The organism is Mucilaginibacter aquaedulcis (genome assembly GCF_030409325.1).
Classification (GTDB): domain Bacteria; phylum Bacteroidota; class Bacteroidia; order Sphingobacteriales; family Sphingobacteriaceae; genus Mucilaginibacter; species Mucilaginibacter aquaedulcis.
This window is the reverse complement of sequence record NZ_JAUFPR010000002.1, coordinates 1,951,702-1,976,644: the sequence shown is the minus strand read 5'-3', so window position 1 is coordinate 1,976,644 and position 24,943 is coordinate 1,951,702. Positions and strand designations below refer to the sequence as shown.

Sequence of the window (24,943 nt, the reverse complement as noted above, 5' to 3'; positions counted from 1 at the left end):
AGTGTAAAGATAAAATATCGCCGTATCGTCAAAGCTTAGTTGATTGAAGGGAATGATACAACTTTGACTTTTGAATGCTTTTTAAGGAAATTCCTTAGCTATTTTTCAAGGGGGAGCGTAAACCAAAATGTACTTCCGCTTCCCGGGGCCGTTTCCACGCCGATATCTCCGTTATGCCGCCTTATAATTTCAGCGCAGATGTACAGGCCAAGCCCCAGCCCGCTATATGCCTTAGTTTCCGTTTCTATCTGGTAATAACGGTTAAACAGAAATGGAATTTTGTCAGCACTGATACCTGGACCCGTGTCCCTGACACTGATCTTTGCAAAGCCTGGGATATGCTCCACATTCAGATAAATATCCTTTGAATCCGCGGCGTATTTCACAGCATTGTTGACGAGATTCACAACGATCTGATCGATCCGGTTTTCGTCAGCATATACCATAAGCTGTTCATCACCCTGGAATATCAGGTTATGTTTTCCCGCCATGCGTACATGACCGCAACATTTATTCAGCATATCCGCGATGACGAACGAGGTTTTATGCAAGGTGACCTGACCTACATCCAAATGGTTGATTTGCAGTAGGTCATCGATCAGGTTACCAATCTTCTCCATACTTCGATTGGCCTGATCCAGCAATTTGATCTGGATGGGCGCGGTAAAATCTTTTTTCATCCGGTCAAGCAGTTGGAGCGTGCTTTTCAGGCTGGTTAAAGGCGTTTTTAGTTCGTGACTGGCGATACTTAGAAAATCATCTTTACGTTGATCCTGCAATTTGCTTTCGGTAATGTCTGCGATCACACCAAAGAATCTTCCTGCTGGTTGCTGGTCGTTCTGGTATAGCCTGCCACGCGCACGAAGCCAGCGAAGCTTTTTATCACGGAGGCCTTCCACCTGGTACTCTACGTCATAAGCCGCACCTGCACTCAATGTATTTTCAACCGCTTGCCGAACCATTTCCCGGAAAGGCTCCGTAATCTGATCTATTCCTGCTGATAGCGGCATGTCTTCTTCAGGTTTAAAACCAAATAAGTCCTTTAGTCTGGCTGAAGGAATGAACTCCCTCGTATCAGCATCCATATACCAGGTTGCCAATTCTGCAGAATCGATAGCCAGCCGTAGTTGCTCTTCCCCCCATTCAATAGCTTGCCTTGCCAACACCTGTTCGGTCACTTCCACTGCAACATCCATTACGCCAATAATACGATCTCCGTCTTTCAACGGACGGTAACTGAAATTGAAATAACGGGTTTCTGTCTGTCCGTTTCGCTGCATGCGAACAGGAACTTCGTTTCCATCCGAAGAAATGCCTTTGTGGTAGATATCAAAAAGCAGTTCTACAGCCGGCTCACCCTTCAATTCAGGCATTGCCTCCAACAAAGGGCGACCGATTATAGTACTATCTTTGCCCAGAATTTCCAGGATTCCATGATTGGCCAAATCAACTACCAGCTCCGGACCACGGAAAACCAGTATGGCAACGGGGGCCTGCTCAACCATTCGCCTGAAATCCGTTTCTGATTCAGTAAGACGCAAATTAATCTTACCAAGTGTTTCGATCATGGTTTGTAATTGTCTCTGTGCCTCCGAGAGCTCCTCATTGGTAACGGACAATTCTTCATTTGAAGCCGCCATTTCCTCATTGATTGATTGTAGCTCCCCGGCACTTTTGGCCAGCTGTTCTTCTGCCATTTTGCGATCTGTAACATCACGCGTAGTGCCAGCCACGGCCTCTACTTCACCGTTTTGATCAAGTACAGGCGTGAAAATATAATCATAAATCCGTTTGCCCAGGGTGGCATGTGGAAATGATACCTCTCCCCGAATGGGTTGTTTGGTTTCCTTTACCTGGTCGATCTCTCTTTCATGCATTTCGGCATGCCAGGGTTCGTAACCGTTTTCTAACAGGCTTTTGCCAATTGCGTTGTTCCAGCTTTTACCCCACATCGCCAGTAAGGCTTTGTTGGCATAAGTAAAGCGGTAAGCAAGGTCAAATACATACATCAGGTCGGGTGTCGTCGATGTAATTGTTTCGTAAATCCTTCGTTGCTGTTCGGATTGGTTTCTCATTTCCAGGAGAGCACGCTCAGCTTGTTTTCGTTCCGTAATGTCACTCGCTACCCCAAACCATTCTATGATTTCTCCTTTATCGTTCAGAATAGGAACTGCCCGTGAAAACGTCCACCCGGCGGTGCCATCTGCACGCCAGACCCGGTGTTCCAACTGAAATATGGCTTTGTTATTTATGGCATATTCAATTGCCGTGTTTACCATCTCCAAATCGTCCGTGTAGATATTTCTCGAGCGCCAATCTATGAGGGGCTCGTCCGTATCCTTTAAAAAGCCCCGGCCATCCAGTTGACGCATCACCCTCCAGTCGGCGCTTAAACTGTATATCACATCAGAAGTTGCTGTTACCAAAGCCCTGAGGCGTTCCTCGCTGGCGGCAATAGCTTGTTGATTCGGGTTAGGCATGTTGGACGAAGTGGTCATGGTTTTCAAATGGGTGACGAGGATAAAACATGGAAAACCGAAATTTGTTTCCCTCAGGAGCGTGCATGAACAGCTGTTGGCTGTCCAATAAACTGATATTACTTGAGAAACTTTAAAAGCCAAAATAAAATGTTATAACCGGATTAAGCGAAAACTTCTTTAGCTTAGAGAAGCTAATTAGATTATACATAGCATATGAAGAGTATTTCTGTAAACAGGCTTTTGAAAGTTTTGACCAAAGCGTTTTTCAAAAAAGAAAAGTCAGGGATATTAGGGTGCTTCACCATAGTGCAAATCTGCTTTGCGGCTTTAAATGCAAATGGACAAAACTATACGAAACATTATGATGTGGCTGCTTTTTACTGGCCCGCCTATCACCCCGATGCCCGGTTTAAAGATATCGGCGTTTTTCCGGATGGAAAAGGAGAGTGGGAAGCTATTTATAAGGCCAAACCCAAGTTTGCAGGACACGAGGTGCCCAAAGTACCTTTGTGGGGTTATGAAGATGAAACCGACCCGGCGGTGATGGGTAAAAAAATAGCTACTGCTACAAAATATGGTGTTAATGTAATGATATTTGATTGGTATTGGTATGATAAAAGGCCATTTTTGGAAGATGCCTTAAATAAAGGTTTCCTGAAAGCTAAAAATACAAATGATATGAAGTTTTGTCTGATGTGGGCCAATCACGATCACAACTCCTATTTGGATCCTTCAAATCCTGATAAAAGTAAGGTGTATTTTTACGGTGGCGTAGATAGTGAAACCTTTAAAAAAATGGTAGCCCATATTATCAGCGATTATTTCAAAAAGCCAAACTATTACAAAATAAACGGCCAACCGGTATTTAGCATCTACGAGCTTTCAACATTTATCAAAGGTATAGGTGGTGCGCAAAAAGCAAAAGAGGCTATCGATTATTTCCGTGAGAAAACAGTTGAAGCAGGTTTTCCCGGGTTGCACTTACAGGCAATACTTTGGGGTAATATTCCTTCAGCATTGAAAGATGTCCCTGGTGATAAAGTACAAACACAAAATTCCACGCTGGAATACTTTGGATTTAGCAGCATGACCAATTACCAATGGTGCCATTTTGTATCGCCAAGTGGCGATTATATTCCCTGGGGACAAAAGGCCCTTGAAAAATGGGCCGAGTGGGATACCACTTTTAAAATTCCATATTGCCCTCACGTATCTATAGGTTGGGATAGTAACCCGCGTTTCCCGGTACAGCGGCAGGATTTAATTGTAAACAATAAACCGGAGTATTTTCAGATGTATCTCCAAAAAGCGAAAGATTATATAGATGCGCATCCCAATCAACCACGGTTAATTACTATAAATGCCTGGAATGAATGGGCCGAAGGCAGTTACCTTGAACCGGATAAGAAAAACGGTTATGCCTACCTGGAAGCGGTAAAGCAGGTGTTTTTAAAATGAAATTTTAATCATCATGGGTGCCTGCATTTAATTTTTAAGAGAGAAGAAGTAACTAATTTTGTTTTATAGATCTGTATTTGTTTATCATCTGTATCATTGGTAGAAAGCGGTGATCCTGTGGGTCGCAGAGTTAATTAAAAGATGCTTCAAGTTTCTGTTGCCAGTGATTAAAAGCACGATGGGTAATATAACCATCGTAACTCAGTTTTAATGTGTCAGCGTCCCGTTCTTTTAGTAACATTCGTTTTGCTTGCCGGACCTGGCATTATGGGTAACAGCAGATACACTTTTATCTTTCATTTTTAGGTGATAAGTCTATAGAAAAAAGTAAGCAAACAATAGGATTAGCATGACCAGCCCAAGTGCGCCAAGTATTACATATAGCAAGATGTCTAAAAATTTCTTGAAACGATGCGACCGTTTTTGATCTTTAGCGTTAACAACCGTTTTTGGAAAAAAAATATCTTTTAATATCCCCAAAACAACCAAAATGGGAAACCCGATAACTAACCATATATAGCGATGAAGCCAATTTTTAAGATACGCCGATCGGGCGGCCCATCGTTCGGTAGTCGGTTGTCGCACATCTTTAATAAACAAATTGCCCAGATAAGTGCAGCCCACTTTGGCCTTTAGCATTTTTATCTGGTAAATTAAATGCTGCAGAAAGTAAATCTGCAGCATTTTAGTTAATTAAAGCATTCTTTAGTGATAATAATAAGCAGAAGGTACTAAAGTTTCATTAAGTCGGGATAATGGCTTGCAATGAGATCCTGATCGTGTTTGCTTAACTCTTTTATTGGTTTTGGCTTATCCTGCGGGCGAATGCTCTTCTGGTTGATTTCATTAATTAAACTCCAGTTTTTTACAGGGTGCAACGGATCCGGATCTCGGGGTTCTTTCGCAGGCAGATCATATCGGGTAAAATCAATTACCTGGTACGGCGTTCCCATATGCCAGTCGCGCAGTATTGCCAAGCGGAATTCCTTATTCATGAACCATTTAAGCTCGATGTTGTTGTAGGAGTCTCCGAATCCTGAGCCGCGTTCTTCAAACCGGTAATTCCAGTGTTCGTTATTTTTGTACTGGGCTCGCCATAACTCACCATATTCGCCAAATGTAATAAAATGTGTATCTGGCCAGCGTTTTTTAGTGTCTTCTACCCACATTTCCAGGGCGTTGCAAATCAGATCTTTGCCAAACTCATGCACCATCTGGGCTTCCCATATGTTTGTTACCCATCCAAAGCCATTTAATTCTATCCCCCGGTCAAAATGAAGCGATTGTGTATGCATAACTTCCTTATGACCGAGGTCGAGCCCCCAGCCCACATAGGTTTCTATAGGGCCAACGCCTCTGCGGCTGTTGTAGCCGGTAAGGTTATGATCCATTGCCCCGGCTTTGCGGGCACAGATGAAATCCATTGTCCAGCCATCCAGATTTACGCAATCAATAAAATCGGAGGCATTTTGCGCGGGTTTACAAAAGTGTTGTTTGGATGGATAGAAGGGATAGGAAGGAGAGCCATCAGCCCCGCCTCCGTCAATGGCGAACTGGCTCCAGATTACCGCATGCGCAGTGTGGATTTTTTCCTTTTCAGCCAAATATTGTAAAGTATCGGCCGACAGGAAACCGCCCATGATGGCTTTAGGGCGGTAATTATTGCCCACAAAATGGGTGATAATTTCGATAGCCTCTGTCATTTCCCGGTTCACGCGCTCTCGAGGAAGATACATAGCAGGAAAGTATCCGGGGAAATAGGAAACTTCATCACCATACTTTTGCTGGCATTGCACTACGTAGTCGCGTATTTCCTGGTAATTTTTTCTTTTGTCCTCTAACGCGTTAAGGGTAAAGCCCCAGGTTAGTCTGCCATCCGGATTATGCTTTGCAAAAGCCTCCCGCATAGCCCTTACGCCATCCAGCGTGTGCCATGTCGATTCATCCCGTGGATGCAGTTTTACATCCCTTGAAACCTCCCAGGGTGTTGTGCGGATCATGATGCAAAGCGTTACAAACCTATTCCCGTTTAACCCAGTCAACGCCTGACTCTTCGGCAGAAAAGCATTGAAGGGATTAATAACACGGGGAGCAGCCAATAAACTGGCTCCTGAGATTGCTGAGGTTTTTATAAAATCACGTCTGTCCATTTATTCTAATTTTTACCACTCCAGTGTTACCTTCATGCCGTCTGGCTGGTTGTCAAAACTAAGGAAATTGGTTTTACTGAACGCATCCCACGAACTTTTTAAATTTGTAACCTCCTTGCCTGAAGGATCGGTAGCCCTAACCTTTTTTGGTTGAGCCGGCAGTAATACCCTCATCGCATTAACTGTATTAATCGGGCTTTTCGCTATAAAGGTATAGCTTCGTTTGCTGACCTTCTCGTTGTAAATTCGGGATGCTGAAGCCACTACCTGCGGAACTTTAGCATCAGCCACGCGATCAACATTGAAAAAGTAACCCTGTTCGCCCGGATGAATCTGTTTTTCAGCTATCACCGGTAACGTTGGGTCAAACAGGTCAATCAGTTTTCCCTTTATGGAATACGGCTCGGCGCTTATGCCTTCATCAAGTACTGAAATAACCTCATAAGGTCCGCGCTGAATGTACAGGCTATTTTTGTATTCCATTTTCTGGCCGGTTGCTTCCTGGTACAAGGTTTCAACCCGGCTGCGTAATACAGTATCGCGATTATTCTCTAAGGCGAAATATTTTGGATCAGTACGGATGATACAAACTTTTCCTTTGCCAACCGGGTAAATACCTTCTTTGGGTTGTTGACCGATGCCGAGTTTTTCAAATAGATCGTCAGATGGACATTTGTAGTTTTTACCGTCCTTGTTCCACCATTCACTTACAGTTTGAAACGGGTCATCGTCATTCCCGGCATAAACTAATATTCCGCCTTTACGTATCCAATTTGCCAGATATTCGTGTGTTTTTTCTGAGGGTGGCTTCATGTTTGAATAAGACATCAACAACACTTTGGTATCGTCAAATGCTTTCTCAAACCCAACGTTTTCCAGGTGTACAATGCTTACCGGAACACCTCTTTTGAGAAACGGAAGCGCCTGGCCGTAAAAGCTCGATAGTTCAGGGTCAGATAATTTGGTATTACTGGAGAACCTGTTGAACATACCCGATGTTTCGTAAAAATTGGAGAAATATGGATTTTCATAAGCCTTGCTGTCATCATGGGTTGGCATGCGCTGGAACATCAGTGAATTGCCCATCATTACACTAATGCCGTGGCTGCCCGAAACTTTAGTAGATGATTTTTTAATCTCATTCAGTGAATTGATCATTACAAGCAATTCTGTTGAGTAGGATTTTGGCATAGGAGCCTTTTCATTACTGGTTTTGCTCACATAATATTGGCCTTCAAAAATGCGGTCGGGCCATGGCATTACCTCATAATTATCTATTTCAGGGAAAAAGAGTTCGGCAGCAAATGTTGTTTGATAATTTTTCTTATAGTCTGCCCAATCGCGGCGAACATCTTCAACAGGATCGTTTTCAAAAAACAGCTTACGATTAGTAGGGGTAGTCATGGATGTCATACAACCATATTCGAGGTAAGCTGTTTCAAACGTACGTTCTTTGGCAATGCCGTTAAAATAGTTTGGCTCGCGAGCCGTGCCGGTCCACGATTGAACTATGTATCCATCCACACATGGCAATGATGCCAGGCTGGCCTCAGGACTTACGATTTGCCAAATGGAATAATTGAGCAGGGAATGTGTGGCAACATAGCACCGAACATCTATGCCTTTGCTCTTACCGTACTCCTTGGCATAAGTAAATGCCTCTTTTAATGCCCTGTAATAGAGGTAGTACTTTAGTTTGTTGGATAGATAGGTATTCTCTGCAGATTCATGCTGTGCCCTCCAATCAAACCCGTAATAATCCTTCCATTCTTTTTTAAACGCTTCGCTATATCCGGATTTTGCCCAGTATTCGGGTTCCTCCAGGTAAATGGCGTCTATACCATTATCAATTACTTTTTTGATGATCTGTTCCTTAAAGTATGTCAGATAACGCAAAGTAGGAACAATGTAGGGCACGTTTTTACCATGCCATATCGTATCGCCGTTTTGCTGAACCTGGCCTTCGTCGAAATGCTTTTTACCATCCCATTTTCCTAAAAAATAATCCTCATAATGCCCCCATGCAATGCCTGTCATGAAAGCAGCTTTATATCCGTGGTCGCGCCAGGATTGCACGCGCTGGGTAAAAGTTAAACCGGGGCGGTCATCTGCGCCGTAAATCATGGCTACATCTGATCGGCTGTCTGTAGTCGGTTTCCATTGGTCGGATGTTTGAAATGTGGTTTTTTCTTTAGTTACGGCGTTTTTTTTCGCACTATTCTGACAGTAACTGCTAAAGTAAAGAGCACTGAACAGGCACGTGGCAAGTATAGCTTTAAATTTCATTTTTGCCATTTTAAGTTGTTTTGGGTAAAGCCTTAAGTTGCAAAGAGAAACTACACTTGCAACTTAAGGCTGTATGAATTATTAATATCCCGGGTTTTGGGTTAATTTAGGATTATTACCCAAGTCAACTTGAGGTATAGGATAGATCAGGCGATGTGGATCAACATTGTAGTTTAAATTTTTACCGCTGCCATCCACCTGGGCGTTCATCAGGCTAATGGTGTACTGGGCACCATAACGCAGTAAATCGAACCAGCGCTCACCTTCAAATGCCAGCTCCAGTCTTCTTTCATTCAATATAGCTAAAGCCATATCTGCCTGTGAGCTAACTGAAATTGGCGCAAGGCTAACCCTAGTCCTTATAGCGTTAACCAATGGTAAAGCTTGTGAAGTGCTTCCGAGGGCATTAAGTGCTTCGGCCTTCAATAATACGATGTCGGCCAAACGGATGAGCGTAATAGGGTCGCTGCTGCCGCCACTCCAGCTGCCTGGCCAGGTACGACCGGCTTTCCAAACGTAAGGGATCGTATCATCCGGTCCGTATGGATAAGGGGTAGGTACAGGATTCGCGGATTTTGGCCCATTGTATTCCCAGTAAATGGATGATTTAAAGCGGATACTATCACCGGCTGCCTTAAATGCTTTTACAATGTCATGGCTGGGTACAACAAATTTTGTAAAGTATTGATCAGTTAATTGAGGCGACAGTATCAAGCCTTGTGCATAACCATGTGTAATGGTGCCTTGCGTGTGCTGCAGTTCAAAAATTGATTCTGAATTAGATCTGTGCAGACCATCAAAACACCAGTCAAAGTTAGCCAGTAATGCATAGCCTGTTGAGTTTGTGCCGCCATAGGTGCCAGGCAACACTTTATTACAATAATCAAGGCATTGCTGGTATTTACCTTGCTGCGCATACATTTTGGCCAGAACAGCTTCTGCAGCGCCTTTGGTGGCGCGGCTATGGCTTTCTGCCTGTGTGCTGTAGGCAGTTGGCAAGGCAGCTTCAGCCTCAACCAGGTCTTTCTCTATCTGTGCGTATACATCTGCTACAGGGCTGCGTGTTTTGTTTACATCCGGATCAACTGTGATGGTGTGTAACTGCAAAACTACAGGTCCGTAGTTTTTTACAAGGTTATAGTAATGGTAACCGCGTAAGAATTTGGCTTCGCCTATAATCTGTGCCTTTCGGGTGTCTGATAAAGTGGCATCCTGGATGTTAATAACGTTATCAATCAGAATATTTGCTGCATTGATCTCACTGTAAAGTTCACTGTAATCCTGAGTAACCGGTTGACCATCGGTAGGTATAGATGTAAACTGGTCTACTCCATTGATGTCGGGTGCAGAGCCACCTGAATAACAATTATCAGAACGAACATCTCCATCGATGATGTAGTTCCAATCATAATAATGATTGTTGGCGTTGGCCATCAGTGAATAGGCACCGTTAAGCGCAGCTTCTGCATCGGCTCCCGTACTGAAATTGGCAATAAGCGAGTTTTTTGGAATCTGATTTAAGAAACTTTTCTTGCAGCTATATAGCGTACCCGCGATTGCCAGGGCAAAAAGGGCGATTAAATATTTTTTTTTCATTTTCATAATTCAATAATTGAAATTCGATTAAAGAGTAGCATTAATACCGAATGTAAAGCCCTTAGCCTGAGGGTAAGTACCATGGTCAAATCCCATCTGCGTAGCCACGTTGGCACCTGCTCCATAATTGCTGGTAGCATTCAGTTCGGGCGAGTAACCCTTATAACCAGTTATGGTGAACATATTTTGAAGTGTTACATATGGACGCAGCTTGGTTATGCCGGCGTGTTCAAGCCATTTACCTCTGAAGTTATAGGCAAGTGTGATCTGCCGTACTTTCAAATAAGAACCATTTTCAACCCAGCGTGAAGAAATACTGTAGTTTGGTACCGAGTTGGCAGGAGCTGCATTTCCGTATTGCGCTTTTGGTACGTCGGTTATATCTCCTGGTTTGCGCCACCTGCGTAAAACGTTGGTAGTTTGATTAACTAATTCAGTCATGGCCTCTGTCTCCATACGGGTTGCGTTGTATATTTTGTTGCCATAAACCCCATCCACCAGGAAGTTCAGATCAAAATCGTAGATACTGAACTGGTTATTAAAGCCAAAGGAGAACTTTGGTAATGCACTGCCGAGATAGGTTCTGTCCTGATCAGGCGAAATCTTATTATCGTGGTTCAGGTCGCGGAAGTTGATATTACCGGTTTGCGGATTCACTCCGTCATCAATATATCCATAAAAAGAGCCCAGAGGAAGGCCGCTTTGTACTATTCCGGCGTTACCGCCTATGTCCTGTATATAGCCGGTATAAATCGGTGCAGTACCTTGAGGAAACTGGGCCACATTCCTGTTGAAAGACATATTGTAGGAACTTGTCCAGCTGATGTCTTTTTTTCTGATTACATTGGCGCTGATCACAAACTCAAAACCTTTGTTCTGTATATAACCTGGCAGGTTTTCTTCTACCGTTGATACACCTGAAGACAGAGGCTGTTGTACCGGTAAAATCAGTCCGCGGGTACGCTTAATGTAGTAATCGGCCGTGATATTGATAAGACTGTTGAAAAACGAAATATCCACACCTGCATTGAATTGCTTGGTTTCTTCCCAACGCAAATTCGGATTGCCAGCCTGCGAGCTTGGAGCAGTACCTGACACAATGGTTGTGCCATCGTATGCATAATTGTTGCCAGTACTCAACAAGCTGTATGATGGATAAAGATCAGCAGGGAGGTTACCAGTAGCGCCCCAGCCGGCTCTCAATTTTAAATCATTGATGGCTGTAAGGCCTTTCATAAAATCTTCGCTGGATACACGCCATCCTGCCGAAAACGCAGGGAAATTACCCCATTGATTTTTGATGCCGAGCTTTGATGAACCATCCCGGCGAACAGTTGCCGTTAACAGGTATTTGTCATTATATGCATAGTTTACCCTTGCGAAGTATGATTGAAGCGTCCACTCATCCTGAAAAGTTTGGTTAATGGTATAATTGGAGGCAGCTGAAAGCTCGTGTATACCCGGACTCGGAAAACCATAACCCGACTGAGCCGATGACTGACCGTGTTGTTTGGAAGCACTTGTACCAATGGTAGCATTAACCGAGTGACTTCCAAATTTGTGGTCGAACGTCAGCGTGTTATCCCAAATATACCTGAAGTTTTCCGAGGTATTATAGGAACTTATGCCACCCAAAGTTTTAGCGCCACTGGTAAGGCGAGGATCCTGAAAAACGGTATTGTAGGCATTTTCAAGTGTAACACCAAATTGTGAACGATAGGTGAGGTATAAAGGTAACTTTATCTGTATATGACCTTCGCCTAAAATATTATTGCCAACAGTCTGGTTGTTTTGACCGTAGATACCACCAAGAGGATTTAATACTCCTTGCGAAAACGTGTTGAAACCGTAAGTGCCATCGCCATTTGGATTGTAGATAGAGCTGAAGGGTGGAGTAGTAAGTGCACTAAGCACAACACCACCATAGTTTGCACGCTGGTTGTCATACACGTCGGCATAATTGGTTCGGTTATAGTTTATATGAGCACCTGCCGATAGCCATTTATTCATTTCCTGCTCTACAGTCAGATTAGAGGAATATCTTTTATAGTTTGAGGTGAGTATGATACCGTCCTGATCAACATAGCCTACGCCAAAACTGTAGGTTCCTTTATCCCCGCCTCCCGAGAAATTTGCATTTACGCCGGTTGATGCCGCCTTACGGTAGATCAAATCCTGCCAGTTATTATCGCTGGCCGCAATGGTAGAGGCTGGGATGGTAAAAACTGTATTTCCGGAATTTACTTCCTCTTCGGTTAACAGATCAGCCAGTTGCTGACTGTTTAATACCGACAGTTTTTTGGTGATCCGCTGATCGCCGGAATAAAGGTTTAAATCAACCCGTGTTTTGCCTTTAGAGCCCTTTTTGGTGGTAATTAAAACAACCCCGTTTGTTGAACCGGCGGCGCCATAAATACCTGCCGCAGCTGCATCTTTCAAGATGCTGATAGATTCGATAGAGTTCGGATCAATACTGCGGGTGTCATACGCAACAACACCATCTATAACGTATAAGGGCTGTGTATTGCCGGATAGTGATGCAACACCACGCACGAAAACTGTCAGATCTGCTCCGGGTTTTCCTGATGGTTGTAATACCTGGGTGCCTGGAACTTTACCGGCAATGGATTCTGCTACCGATAGGAGAGGACGTTCCTTAACATCAGAAAGCTCGACAACCGATATGGCTGAGGTAATATCCTTCTTTTTTTGCGAACCATAACCAATTACCACAACTTCATTTAGTTTGTCACCACTCACTTCGAGGGAAATGTTGAGTTTCGGGTTTTTGTTTACAGGTACTTCAATGGTTACATATCCAATGTAGGATACTACAAGCACGGCGTCATCAGGTGTGGTAAGAACGTAATCGCCGCTGACATTTGTTGATACACCGTTGGTTCGACCTTTGATGCGTACAGAAGCACCAATCAGAGGTTCTCCGGTAGCTTTATCGGTGACTTTACCTTTAATTGTGATATTATCTGCAGTAGCAACAGGGGTTTCTGTACGAGCTTTGATCACGGCCGTTTTTTGGATGATTTTGTAAGTCAGCGGCTGTCCAATAAAGCATTTATCCAAAGCATCTTCAACGGAGGCATTGGTAATATCAATATTGATCTTTGATGTTTTTGCGGTCGCTGTTTCTTCAAAAAGATAGTTGTATCCGCTTTGCTTTTTTATAATCTTCAGCACTTTCTCAACGGAAACGTTGTTTTCGTGAATGGTAACCGTTTGGCTGAATCCCTTTGCACTTACGTCTAAAAGAACTGCAAAGATTAGTACCGTAGTTAGCTTCATAGCTAAAAAATATCTAAACAGGTGATGCCGTTTTACGGGTAGCACCATAAAATTAAATTTCATAATTTTGATGAGTTTGGGTTAAGACTTACTTTTCAATTGTGGATTGGGATATAGGTGACCCAGATTTTATTCTCCGGTATGCGCGCCAACGCATACCGGTATTTTAATCGGCTACCTTATGCTTTTAAGCATATAATTTGACCCATAGCTTCAGGGGGATCTGAGTATTGATTTTCTCATTTAATAAAAATTAGGTTAATAAATTGGATTAATTGGTTGTTTTATATTGCAGGGTTGGTTAATTCCCGCAGTTTTTTAATTTAGTATCATTTATCACTGACGATAACTACGTGGTCATAGGTTTTAAAACCCAAACCGGTATAACTTAGCATATTTAAAAACTCAGAAAGATTCACATTGCGCGAAATGCTTCCCGTAAATTTTCTATTTGGTACATCACCTTCAAACTTTATCTGTACATCGTACCATCTTGATATTTCGCGCATGATGAATGATATTTCAGCCTTATCAAACTGAAAAACGCCGCTTTTCCATGCAAGTACGTTATCCACATCTACAGGATGAATCATTATTTTTCCGGCTTCATCGTTCGATAATTCTGCTTGCTGTTGTGGTGCGAGTATAGCCGTTTGGTTATTTGTTATCACTTTTACCTTTCCTTCTGCCAGTGTGGTTTTTATAGATGGTTCATCAGGGTAGGCATTAATATTGAAGTGTGTGCCTAATACCTCGACAGTTTGTTTGCCTGCCACAACCCTGAACGGTAAATGCTTGTTTTTGGCAACTTCCAAATACACCTCACCGGTTATGCTTACTCTTCGCTCTACCTTTGAAAAGGCTACGGGAAAGGTAATCGATGATGCTGAGTTTAACCATACCTTGGTGCTATCAGACAATATAACCTGATACCGACCACCCTTAGGGACTGTAATTGTATTATAAATTAGTGCTGAAGACTGGTTGTTTGCTTGTGGCTCATAGATTACCTGCCCTTCACTGTTCTTTTTTAGTTGCGTTTTTCCCTGGTTGGCTACCAGCCCCAGTTTATTGCTGTTCAGGTTAATCTTCACACCGCCCGACAACGTTAAAGTTGCTTTAGAACAACCTGGTAAAACATCGTTAATGGGTAAAGCAGTTTGTTTGGCAACGTTCTCCTTATGAAACCTTTGGTGTTGAAAGTAATATCCTCCAATACCTGCTACAAGTATTATACTTGCCGCAGCCGATAACCACGCTTTAGGCTTTGATCTTTTCCGATCGTTCCTGATATCATGATTAACCTTGGATAGAATCCGATTCTTTAAAACCTCTTCACTCGCTGCAAATTCAGACGGAATTTCAACCACCGCATCCTGGTCTCTATTATACCACTCAGCAAACTCTTTTTGCTCGGCAGGTGTAATGTTTTTGTTTAACCATTTTGCGGCTAATTCTTTTATTCTCTCCTCAGTAAAGTTTGGCTGCATTTTTAGGGCATTTTATAGTATGTCCTCCGTAAAGGCAAAACCCCTTAGTGAGAAAATAAAAAAAATGAGGTAAGGAAATAAAAAACTAAAATGTAGTAATTGGCAGGGTAATTATAAGAGGATCTGGCTAAGCCTTGCACGCAGTATTTTAACGGCTTTTGTTAAATGAGCTTCAACAGTTTTTTCGGCGATGCCTAATTCAGAAGCGATTTTCTTATGGGTAAAGCCCTGGTCACGGCTCATCTGATACACAAGCCGGCATTTTTCAGGAAGGCTTGCAACGTACACTGCTAATTGGTTCTTCAGTTCTTCAAATTCGATCCATTGTTGGGTAGAATCATCGCACATACTCACTACATTGCCGGTGTGCGCAATATATTGCTGCTGATTATTCTGTTTGTTCAATAATTTGATGACGCGATATTTCACAGATACTGCCAGGTAGGCACTTAGGGTGTCGGTTATCTCAAGCACTTTACGACGTTTCCAAAGCGAAACGAAAATATCCTGCACAATTTCTTCCGCTTCATTCAAATCACGGAGTTTATTGAACGCAATTGCAAAAAGCCTGTTCCAGTAGCGATTGTAAATTTCTGTAAATGCTTTCTCGTCGTCAATCGCCAGCAAGTTGATAAGTTCTATATCGTTAAGTGTGTTATAGTTGTACATATCAAAAATAAAAACAATAAGATGCGCGATGACCAAGCAATTGTTGCCCGGTCAGTTTCATTCTATAATTAATCTGAATTGTTAGGTAAGGGTGTTTATGAAGTAAAAGTAATATTAAATGTTAGAAAGCGAAGTAGTGCGAAAAAAAATCTAATTTTTTTGGGGATGATACATATCTAAGCGCTGATATTTGCTCGGTTATCTATCTTCAACGAACTCTACAGCTGAACTGACGCGGTTATCAATAAAAGTTGGAATACAACTGACTGTAATAAGCCAGAGTTCTTAGCATTGAACACGAGACTGATTATGGTTTTTGGAACCTCGGATCGTTCACCAGTTCCTTATCGGTTAAAGTTTTTAAAAATGAAATTATCTTGTTTTGATCATCGACGGATAATGGAATACCACGAACACCGTTTTGCTGTAAGTGTATATCCAGATGCGCGTTTGCCATTACGCCTGTATTATAATGGTTCATAACATCAGCCAGGGTAGCAAAGCGGCCATCGTGCATGTAAGGCGCAGTTAGTTCAATATTTCTTAATGACGGTACACGAAATTTATCAATATCGTTCGTGTCATGCGTGGAGTTGTAGCGACCGTGATCATGTGAATGCACATCAAGTCCATTATTCCGGTAACTTTGGTCGGTAAATAGGGGTTCTGTGTGACAACCACTACATTTCTGTCTGAACAAAAGATAACCTTGTTTTTCCTCAATAGTAAAATTTCCGCCCGGTTCCTTACGGATGTACTTATCATATTTCGAATTCGCTGACACAATCATTGCCATAAATTGCGTCAGTGCGTTCAGGACATTTGCAGGTGTTACTTCAGGTTTGCCAAAGGCCGCTCTGAAAAGCATAGGATAAGGTGGAATGGCTTGAAGCCGGGAAGCGATGTTGTTAAGCTCATTAGCCATCTCACATGGGTTCGTAATAGCATTTATAGGAGATATTTTCAAATCCTTAATTCTGCCGTCCCACATCATCGAGTTATTCCAGGCAAGGTTAAACAGACCTGGCGCATTGCGGGTGCCCGCACAATGCTTTATACCGGCACTTACCGGATGGCCAAAGTCGGCGAAAGCAGCAATAGGTTGATGGCAATTAGCACAAGATATGGACTCATCGAGTGAAAGAACCGGATCGTAAAATAAGATGCGCCCCAGTTTAAATCCCGCTGGTGTTATCGGATTATTCCGAAAGCTGTAAAAAGGCTTTGGGAAATTTGCAGGAACCGTAAAGTATATATTTTCGGCAGTAATATAATAATTGATCTTTGACGGCCGGAGTTCATATGCTGTAATGCCAATGACAAGGTTTAACACAAGAGCAATAACTAATATTTTAAATTTCATATGTATTTGTTGACGGCACACCGTCATGGGGTATAGCAAAAGTATTTTAAAACATACTATATGGTATGTTTTAAGGTAAAAAAATTAGTTAAGGTTGTCGAGGTATTTCTTAAATTCCTGTAGGAATGCGCTGTACGAAGATCTGCCAAATATTTTACCCATATACCGTGCTCCGCCGTAGCCGGAGATTACATAGCTTGCGATGTTTTCGGCATTGTGTTCCTGCGTAAGTTGCTGCTGATCCTGGGCGCCACGTATTGCGTTTTCAAGCTCTGTTTGCCAGGCCATAATCACACGGGTAAGCGCCTGGTGAAAACGGGCGTTCAGCGATGCCATTTCTTCAATCAGGTTGACCACCGGACATCCGAATTCCACTTTGAAAAATTGGTGATTGGATAACAATGCTTTCATCATCTCATATATGCGTGGACGGATATCCCCCGGTTTGCTCAGCGAATCTCCTAATAACGGGAGCATGTTTGGATACATGATCTCATTAATGACTGCCAGTCCCATTTCTTCCTTATTCTTAAAATGATAAAAAAAAGCGCCCTTGGTAACTTGTGTCGTGGCGATAATCTCGTCGATACTGGTAGCCTGATAACCTCTTTCGTAGATCAGATCGAATGCCTTTTGAATTATCATTGAGCGTGTTGCCGCTGCTTTTGCCATAAATACTAATTAGTACGTTGCAAACTTAAAAAATTATGCCACTGTATTAATAATCGGTTAAAATACTTTCAGCTATTCGCTTGTTTAATTGTGCAACCTTTGCATCACCAAGTCCCTGGGCCACAATGACCGATCCGGTTATTAAACTTAACAATTGAGGAAAAAGCACCTTTATTTCTTCCGGTTTTACAAGAGCTTTGAGCCTCGATTTTATAAATTCTCCCCAATGCTCAAAATAAAGATCTACTTTCTTTCTAAGCTCTTTTACATCTTCCTGGGTAAAATCATTTAAACCACGGGCAAAAGCACAGCCATTAAAATCATCCTCAGAAAACCATTGTTCAAGAAAATCAAATATTGCCAATATCTCCGCTTTAGCGCCACCTTTAACCCGCGAAACGTGCTTGTTAAGCTCTGCGAAACGAAGCCAGTCTTTTGACTCCAGATAGGCCGCAATTACTTCGTTCTTTGAAGTGAAATAGTTATAAAAGGTTCTTTTTGATACACTGCTTTCTGCGATGATCCGGTCAATTCCAATTGTATTAACACCGTATTCATTAAAAAGTGCATTAGCCGTTTTTAAAATGCGATCACGGGGTTTAAGTGATTCAATAGTATCGGTGCGCAGGTCTTTAAGATTCGATGTTTCAGCTGTCATAGATCATCTATTTGTCAATTTAAGAAAAGTACACAAATCTGTCTACTTTTTCTTGATAAAGTAAACAGATCCGTCTACTTTTGTCAAAGATAATACTAAAAAATATTTTCAAAAAAGGAGGAAAAAAAATGACAAATTTCAGTGAACACGAATTCAGGAAACAACCCTGGTTCGATCAAAACAACTTTCCCGGCTTCGATCAAGCCATTCCAATGAAATCTATCGTAATTTATTGCTTCGATCCGCGTGCGGCTGGTATTCCGAAAGCTGTAGCCGAATATTTCGGAGATGAGGTTTATCCCGGCGAAAACATTCTTGACGAAGCTGGTAACAATGTAGGTTCTACACAATCCTTGTTTACGTTATCAAATGCCGGTGGCAGGGCTATAGGAGCATTGCAGTCGGTAGCTACGATGAATTACCTGTTCAACAACTTAGAAAGATTGGTGGTAGTTCACCATTCATTTTGCGGTGCTACAGCATTTGAGCCGGATCAGCTAATCGGGAAGTTTCATGACCATTTTCATGCTGATATCTCGACCATGTGGGATCACGATGACCTGGCCATCCTAAATTACGAGCAATCAATCAGGCATGATGTGGAACTGCTACGGTCAAGCCCGGCTACTCCCAAAAAAATGAAGATCTATGGTTTTTTCTACGACATTAATTCCGGCAAATTAACCGAAGTGCTTCGCGATATTCCAACAGAGAACTAAACGAAAATCAATATTGTAAACACCAACCGATATGAATATAGATTTCAAACTTCCAGATACCCAAATCGTGAGGCAGGCCCACGATCTGGTGCGCTCAGCTTCCAACGATATGCTTTACAATCATCTGATGCGCTGTTATTTTTTTGCTGAGTTAATCGCAGAGCAGGAAAACTCCTCTGCCGATCGTGAACTAATATTCTTATCCACAACTATGCACGACCTCGGTTTCACAGACCTGGGCCGCGGCCCAAACCGCTTCGAGATTGAAGGAGCCCATGCTGCCCGTCGTCACCTCAAAGAATGGGGTGTTGAAGACGACCGTACATGGAAGGTTTGGACTAATATCGCAGCGCACACCTGGGATATTAACTTGTTCAAAGAAGATGAGGCCCGAATCTCGCAACTGGGGATACTTTACGATGTGATTGCGCTGCCGCCAGATATCAAACTTGATCCTGATACAGTAGCCGAAATTGTTCGGCGCTATCCACGCCTGAACTTTAAGAATGGTTTTTATGAAATGCACCGGGAGGAGCTGGAAAGCAAACAACCTTATCCGCACAGATTTCATATGTGTACCTGTATCGCGCATGAACAGGGAATGCCACTGGAAATACCCGATCCCAAAGCATGGCTGGATGGCGCTCCTTTCAGTGAATAAACCAGGGAATAAGATTAAAAGGAAAAGCTCCCGCCTTCATGATGGGAGCTTTTCCTTTTTGTCAAATAATGCCGGAGGGCAGGTTATTCGTTACCTTCAAACAATACCGCCATATGTTCGCCACCTTTGGTGCGATGTGCGCGTAAAGCTGTATAGGCATCACTGTGATACCAGGCTTTTGCGGCTTCTGTAGAAGGGAATTTAACTAACCTTGCTGTTTCTGTGGCTGGGCCTTCCAAATTTTCATGTTTAGTGCCATAAGCCAGGATTTCGATTGGGTGATCACCAATTGCAGAGCCGATATTTTGTTCGTAAAAATCTAACTCCTCTGCTTCTTTTGTATTCAATCTTTGAAATAAAATGTATGCTGACATAACTTTAATAGTCCGGTTTTTTTAGCCGGACAATAGTTTGATACCAAAATCAAAAAGTGTAACAGTTTGCCGCGCATTTCTATTATTTTTGAATAAATACTAAGCAGTATGTTAACTTCAAAAGTTGAAGTGGCCGACGAGGAACGCCTCGTGATCAGTCAGGCGCAGTCAGGCTCGCAAGCCGCAGCAGGCAAACTCGTCAATATGCACCAGCGGTTCATTTACAATGTTGCGTTGAAATTGGTACATGATAAGGACGACGCAAAAGATTTGACCCAGGAAGTGCTGATCAAAATGTTAACCAAGCTTAGCCAGTTCAGCTTTAAAAGCAATTTCAGGACCTGGCTGTATCGCATCACGATGAACCATTTCCTGAAAAGTAAAATGCGGAAGAGCGAAATAGCTATTCATTCTTTTGACGAGCTGGCACCGGTACTGGACGAACTATATGACCACGAAAGCATGACTGAAGATGAGCACCGAAGGTATAACAAAGAGATTATTGCATTCCGTAATAAATGTACATCATCCATGCTGCTATGCCTTGACCGGCCGCAGCGGATCATATTTGTACTTGGCGCTATTTTTAATTTGAAAAGCCCCGTAGCCGCCAAGATCCTGAACATTTCACCAACTAACTTCAGAATGCAACTGTCGCGGGCTAAGGCTGACCTGTTCCAATTCATGAACAATAAGTGTGGTTTGATTAACCCTGATAACCCCTGCCGATGTCACAAGAAAGTGAAGGGCTTTATCCGTGACGGCATCATTGACCCTCAAACAAACCAGTTTTTACCCGAGGCCATCGAAACTATTGGCGTAATTGCACCTGAAAAAAATAAAGAATTGGATGTGCTGATGGCCGGTAAATACCTGCCGTTTTTTACCGGACAGCCATATGAGCACATGGATAACGGGGATAAGCTCGTTAGTTCATTGCTTGCTGACCCTGATGTTCGTTCACTATTCCTGCTCAGTTAAATTGATATGTATTCTTCTGAATAATATAAAAATACATATCACTGTACACCTCAAATCCTATTTTGAGTAGCTTACTATTATTAAGTGCCGGATTTTTCAATTTGTGTTTAAATTTTTTGCCTAATTAAAAAGTTCTTTCTTAAAGTCTTTCGGAGTTTTACCAACCTCTTTTTTGAATAACTTGGAGAAGTACGACATATTTTCAAAGCCAAGTGAAAAAGCAATCTCTGAAACATTGTCTTCTGATTCCCTTAATTTGTTCTTTGCGACAGTAATCAGCGCGATGTGGATGAGTTCCTGAGCCGTTTTTCCCGTTTCGATCTTTAACGCGTTACTGAGATAACGGGGCGACATATTGAGTGCTGAGGCCATATAGCCAACTGAAGGGAGACCTTCTTTTAAAAACTTATCGTCATGGATATAATCACTTAGTAACTTATTGAAAGTAGTAACTGTTTTCCCGATCAGCGCCTGGCGATTAATAAATTGCCTTTTGTAAAAGCGTTCGGCATATTTGAGTATCGACCATACATTAACCAGGATAATATCCTTGCTGAACTCATCCTGGTTATTACCATATTCTGTATCTATTGACTCAAATAAGCGAGCAATCGTTTTTTCTTCCTTAGGAGAAAGATGCAGTGCTTCATCTGTTTCATAGTCAAAAAAGGCATATTTTTGAATCTCTTTCTGCAAAACGTTACCAAGCAGGAAATCTTCATGAAACAATAGAATATAACCCCCCTCTTCCAGCTCCAGGTTTTCAATTTCAATCACCTGACGGGGTTTCCAAAAAACCATCGATCCTTTTTCATGATCAAATTTGGTGCGCCCGTAAAGCCAGTGTCCTGCCTTGATATTTTTGAGTCCGATCAAATAACAATCGCAGGTAAACTCTGCAAAGTTTAAAACCAGGCCAGGGGTAATACGCAGGAGGCTAAGCATTGGGTGCTCGGGAGCCGGCAAGCCGTTCTCCCGGTGCATCTCGCTTAATGATTTGAAATGTCTCATCGTTTTGGTTCATTAAAAATAGTCATTTTCCTTTTTTAAGATCGTACGATTGATACCGGCAGTTTTAGGCGCCGACTTCAGTTGGAGTAAACTTGCCAGCCCAGGCCTCAATTTCCGCACTGGTTTTTGCACTGTTAGTCCTGTAAGCTTGCAGTGAATCCAGGCCCACAGGCAAATGGAGCGGAGGGTTTTCTACAGCAGCCAGTTCAACAATTACTTTTGCCAGTTTAGCAGGGTCGCCAGGTTGGTTACCATGCAAAGCATCAGGCACATTTTTCATCTGTCCAACAGTCGTATTATCATAATCCGAAATTGCGTTGGCAGCGGAAGAATAAGATTGCGCATTTAAAAACTGGGTACGGAACAAACCCGGAGCAAGCGAAGTAACGTTGATATTGAAGGGCGCAAGTTCAGCGGCAAGGCCCTCAGATATGCCTTCTACGGCGTATTTAGTAGAGCCGTACAAAGCCCAGGCAGGTAATGCGCCGTAACCAAAAAGAGAAGAAATGTTGATGATGTGCCCGGTCTTTCTTTCGCGCAAATGTGGCAATACATTGCGTACTACATTTAGCAAACCAAATACGTTGGTATCATACTGCCTTCTTACTTCTTCATCCGATGCTTCTTCTATAGCGGCAACAATGCCAAAACCGGCATTATTGACCACCACATCCAATTGCCCAAAGTGGTCAAGTCCATCTTTAACGGCTTGCTTTACTTCTGCCTCTTTTACCACATCCATGGTTACTACTAATAAATTTTCATCGTTGCCCAGCTCTTTTTCCAAACCGGCTGCATTATTACGAACAGTAGCTACTACCTTGTCGCCGGAGGCAAGGACTGTTTTTACAATTTCAAGGCCAAATCCTTTACTGGCACCTGTTACGAACCAAACTTTAGTTTTCATGATCAAATTTTTTAGTGATTATTTAATACTCAAAGGTAGGTCTGGCTTGAAGGGAGGTGCTAACGCTTATTTCCGAATTATTAGCACTTATTTACCTGATCTAACCTGTATTATCTATTTAAGCGAATTGCGGAAGTTAAATAATGCCCAAGCCTGTTTACACAGATGTGCAAACGGGCTTAGGCTTTTGTTATATTGCTTGATTAGGAGAATAAGGCCTTGTTCTGGTTGAAGAAACCTGAAAGCGTTGTCGGTTTTCTTTGAGTGATCATTTCTATCAGCCCATTAGTACCTGCAAATATGCCATTAATGCAGTCGTCAGCAACGTGGGTAACGTGCTGTACAAAGTGTTCACTTGCGGCTCTCTTAGAATTGATCTCGAAGAAATGTTCAATAGTCACCGGCTCATATTTTACGGTCCTTCCCAATACCCTGGAAATAACGTCGCTCATTTCAAAAACACTAAATTCTTCCGGACCGTAAAGCTTAAGTACCTGACCTGCATACTCCTCTATTGAGGTTGCAATTTTTGCAACTACGCGACCCAGGTCTGCTGAATCAACAGGTGCCCAGCGCCCTTCGCCAAAAGGCAACACAATGGCATTGTCGTGCTGAATGCCCTCCCGGATATACAAGAACCAGTCATCAAAAAATGTCGGCCTCAAATGCACTACCGGGATGCCTGTCCTGTTTAAAATTTGTTCTCCAACCCAGTGATCCTGCGCCGCGTTACTTTTAGCTTCACGTTTTGCCGAGATTTGGGACATATTGACGATACCTTTTAGTCTGTTTTCTACCGCTGCCTGGGCAAAATAAGCTGTAGCCTGCAACACGCCGGGCACTAACACAGGGTAACAAAAGTACGCGGTATCGATACTCTGCATAGCTGTGGAAATTTCGTCCAGATTGAGCAAGTCGCCTACGAATACTTCCACCCCTCGGGCGGTGAGTTTTTCTGAACGTTCGTCGTTGCTATGAACGAGCGCCCTAACCTGGTAACCCATTTGCAAAAGTTCGTCTATTGCGGCTCCGCCGCTTTTACCAGTCGCGCCGGTAATCAATATTTTCAATTGCTTTTCCATGTCTGAATTATTTATTATACCAAAGGTAGGAGGGGCCGCGATGCTCGTGTTAACGTAAATTTCAGAATTACTGGCACTTATTTACCGTAAAACACTATCTGTAATAGGGAGATATTAATAAATAAACAATTACACCGGTTAAGCTCACGTATAGCCAGATTGGCATCGTCCATCGGGTGATCTTTTTATGCAAAGCGACTTCCATATTTAAACCGCGACCGATAGAAATCAGCGCCAACGGCACCGTGACTATTGCCAGCATTATATGAGTGATCAATATGAAAAAATAGATATACCGTAAAGCACCCTGTCCACCGAATTTTGTTGAGGGGGTAGTAAAATGGTACAACAGGTAGGATAACAAAAACACCGAAGTACATACAAAAGCTGCGAAAATGAGATTACGGTGCCGCTTGATGTTCTTTTGCCTGATGGCATACAAAGCCAGCAAAAGGAAAATAAAAGTAGAACCGTTCATAACCGCGTTAAGTAAAGGCAGGTACGAGAAACTGTAGTTTTTAAAAATCTCCTTATTCGGCAGGAAGAATGCGAAGATGATCAGGCCGTTAATAGTTAAGGTTAGCGCCCATGTAAGTGGCTTGTAGTTCTTAGGCTTCACAGTGTTTTTGTTTAAAGTATATTCCATGTGTTGTAGTTTAAATTATTATTTGACCGGTGCGAAGTAATCAAAGAATGTATTGCTAAACGCGTTGGGTAAATGGTGTAATTATTCATGATCTTCCTGGCTAACAAAGGTAAATAAAAACATACTAATTAGTATGTTTTGTGATATGGTTTTATAATAAAGTATTTAGCGTTATTGGCTAAACCGGGCACACAGACGCGCAATTATCGCACAAACTTGGGGAAAGCATTTGGTGGCTCATCATTCTTGCAGACCGAATGGGTGTAGATATCAATACGGCTTTGGAGGGTTTTCTGAGCAAAACAGAGAAGCTATTAATCAAATAACATGATAGAACAAAAAGAAACGACCCCTGGAAAATTGCTGATATACGGTGTAACAGGTCATATAGATGCCTTAGTTACATGGAGCCTCAATGCAGTACCATCATTATATTGATA

At 42.5% G+C, this 24,943-nt stretch carries 20 protein-coding genes and 1 pseudogene; 5 read left to right on the top strand and 16 right to left on the bottom strand.

What is annotated here, in order from left to right; all coding sequences use genetic code 11:
- Positions 1–98: 98 nt before the first annotated feature.
- The gene (locus QWZ01_RS12565) at positions 99–2,498 is read right to left on the bottom strand and encodes a PAS domain S-box protein (protein ID WP_290323684.1); all 2,400 of its coding nucleotides are present in this window, start codon (positions 2,496–2,498) and stop codon (positions 99–101) included.
- A 134-nt stretch (positions 2,499–2,632) separates the two neighbouring features.
- Between QWZ01_RS12565 and QWZ01_RS26010 the strand changes: the two are divergent.
- Both QWZ01_RS26010 and QWZ01_RS12560 read left to right on the top strand, forming a co-directional pair.
- Positions 2,633–2,701: pseudogene (locus QWZ01_RS26010) on the top strand (hypothetical protein); the annotation flags it as partial.
- A complete protein-coding gene (locus QWZ01_RS12560) occupies positions 2,694–3,938 on the top strand; it encodes a glycosyltransferase WbsX family protein (protein WP_290323683.1) in 1,245 nt (414 codons plus the stop codon). The pseudogene QWZ01_RS26010 and the gene QWZ01_RS12560, both read left to right, overlap by 8 nt.
- 315 nt (positions 3,939–4,253) lie before the next feature.
- Here the strand turns inward: QWZ01_RS12560 and QWZ01_RS12555 are convergent, their stop codons facing one another.
- From QWZ01_RS12555 to QWZ01_RS12510, 10 genes are all read right to left on the bottom strand, one after another.
- A complete protein-coding gene (locus tag QWZ01_RS12555) occupies positions 4,254–4,577 on the bottom strand; it encodes a hypothetical protein (protein WP_290323682.1) in 324 nt (107 codons plus the stop codon).
- Between the two features lie 92 nt (positions 4,578–4,669).
- Positions 4,670–6,088, bottom strand: a complete 1,419-nt coding sequence (locus tag QWZ01_RS12550; protein WP_290323681.1) for a DUF3863 domain-containing protein — start codon at positions 6,086–6,088, stop codon at positions 4,670–4,672.
- Between the two features lie 12 nt (positions 6,089–6,100).
- Positions 6,101–8,374, bottom strand: coding sequence for a hypothetical protein (locus QWZ01_RS12545; RefSeq protein WP_290323680.1), 2,274 nt, complete (start codon positions 8,372–8,374; stop codon positions 6,101–6,103).
- Positions 8,375–8,455: 81 nt separating this feature from the next.
- Positions 8,456–9,976, bottom strand: coding sequence for a RagB/SusD family nutrient uptake outer membrane protein (locus QWZ01_RS12540; protein ID WP_290323679.1), 1,521 nt, complete (start codon positions 9,974–9,976; stop codon positions 8,456–8,458).
- 21 nt (positions 9,977–9,997) lie between these two features.
- Positions 9,998–13,333, bottom strand: coding sequence for a TonB-dependent receptor (locus QWZ01_RS12535; protein WP_290323678.1), 3,336 nt, complete (start codon positions 13,331–13,333; stop codon positions 9,998–10,000).
- A gap of 266 nt (positions 13,334–13,599) precedes the next feature.
- Positions 13,600–14,760, bottom strand: a complete 1,161-nt coding sequence (locus tag QWZ01_RS12530) for a FecR family protein (RefSeq protein WP_290323677.1) — start codon at positions 14,758–14,760, stop codon at positions 13,600–13,602.
- Positions 14,761–14,871: 111 nt separating this feature from the next.
- The gene (locus tag QWZ01_RS12525; protein WP_290323676.1) at positions 14,872–15,429 is read right to left on the bottom strand and encodes an RNA polymerase sigma-70 factor; all 558 of its coding nucleotides are present in this window, start codon (positions 15,427–15,429) and stop codon (positions 14,872–14,874) included.
- A gap of 307 nt (positions 15,430–15,736) precedes the next feature.
- Positions 15,737–16,792: a cytochrome-c peroxidase gene (locus QWZ01_RS12520; protein WP_290323675.1), complete on the bottom strand. Its 1,056-nt coding sequence runs from the start codon at positions 16,790–16,792 to the stop codon at positions 15,737–15,739.
- A gap of 84 nt (positions 16,793–16,876) precedes the next feature.
- Positions 16,877–17,464, bottom strand: coding sequence for a TetR/AcrR family transcriptional regulator (locus tag QWZ01_RS12515; RefSeq protein WP_290323674.1), 588 nt, complete (start codon positions 17,462–17,464; stop codon positions 16,877–16,879).
- Positions 17,465–17,510: 46 nt separating this feature from the next.
- Positions 17,511–18,122 carry a TetR/AcrR family transcriptional regulator gene (locus tag QWZ01_RS12510; protein WP_290323673.1) on the bottom strand — a complete coding sequence of 204 codons (612 nt, stop codon included), beginning with the start codon at positions 18,120–18,122 and terminating at the stop codon, positions 17,511–17,513.
- Positions 18,123–18,250: 128 nt separating this feature from the next.
- Here QWZ01_RS12510 and QWZ01_RS12505 point away from each other — a divergent pair, with 128 nt between their 5' ends.
- Positions 18,251–18,841 carry a carbonic anhydrase gene (locus tag QWZ01_RS12505; protein ID WP_290323672.1) on the top strand — a complete coding sequence of 197 codons (591 nt, stop codon included), beginning with the start codon at positions 18,251–18,253 and terminating at the stop codon, positions 18,839–18,841.
- A gap of 127 nt (positions 18,842–18,968) precedes the next feature.
- Positions 18,969–19,502: an HD domain-containing protein gene (locus QWZ01_RS12500; RefSeq protein WP_290323671.1), complete on the top strand. Its 534-nt coding sequence runs from the start codon at positions 18,969–18,971 to the stop codon at positions 19,500–19,502.
- A gap of 83 nt (positions 19,503–19,585) precedes the next feature.
- Here the strand turns inward: QWZ01_RS12500 and QWZ01_RS12495 are convergent, their stop codons facing one another.
- A complete protein-coding gene (locus QWZ01_RS12495; RefSeq protein WP_290323670.1) occupies positions 19,586–19,876 on the bottom strand; it encodes a DUF1330 domain-containing protein in 291 nt (96 codons plus the stop codon).
- 108 nt (positions 19,877–19,984) lie between these two features.
- Between QWZ01_RS12495 and QWZ01_RS12490 the strand changes: the two genes are divergently transcribed.
- The gene (locus QWZ01_RS12490) at positions 19,985–20,857 is read left to right on the top strand and encodes an RNA polymerase sigma factor (RefSeq protein ID WP_290323669.1); all 873 of its coding nucleotides are present in this window, start codon (positions 19,985–19,987) and stop codon (positions 20,855–20,857) included.
- Positions 20,858–20,977: 120 nt separating this feature from the next.
- Here QWZ01_RS12490 and QWZ01_RS12485 read toward each other — a convergent pair whose 3' ends face one another.
- From QWZ01_RS12485 to QWZ01_RS12470, 4 genes are all read right to left on the bottom strand, one after another.
- Positions 20,978–21,868, bottom strand: a complete 891-nt coding sequence (locus QWZ01_RS12485) for a helix-turn-helix domain-containing protein (protein WP_290323668.1) — start codon at positions 21,866–21,868, stop codon at positions 20,978–20,980.
- Between the two features lie 64 nt (positions 21,869–21,932).
- Positions 21,933–22,775: an SDR family NAD(P)-dependent oxidoreductase gene (locus tag QWZ01_RS12480; protein WP_290323667.1), complete on the bottom strand. Its 843-nt coding sequence runs from the start codon at positions 22,773–22,775 to the stop codon at positions 21,933–21,935.
- A gap of 203 nt (positions 22,776–22,978) precedes the next feature.
- Entirely contained in the window at positions 22,979–23,857 is an 879-nt protein-coding gene (locus tag QWZ01_RS12475; protein ID WP_290323666.1) for an NmrA family NAD(P)-binding protein, read from the bottom strand.
- A gap of 94 nt (positions 23,858–23,951) precedes the next feature.
- Positions 23,952–24,503 carry a DUF420 domain-containing protein gene (locus QWZ01_RS12470; protein WP_290323665.1) on the bottom strand — a complete coding sequence of 184 codons (552 nt, stop codon included), beginning with the start codon at positions 24,501–24,503 and terminating at the stop codon, positions 23,952–23,954.
- Positions 24,504–24,943 lie beyond the last annotated feature (440 nt).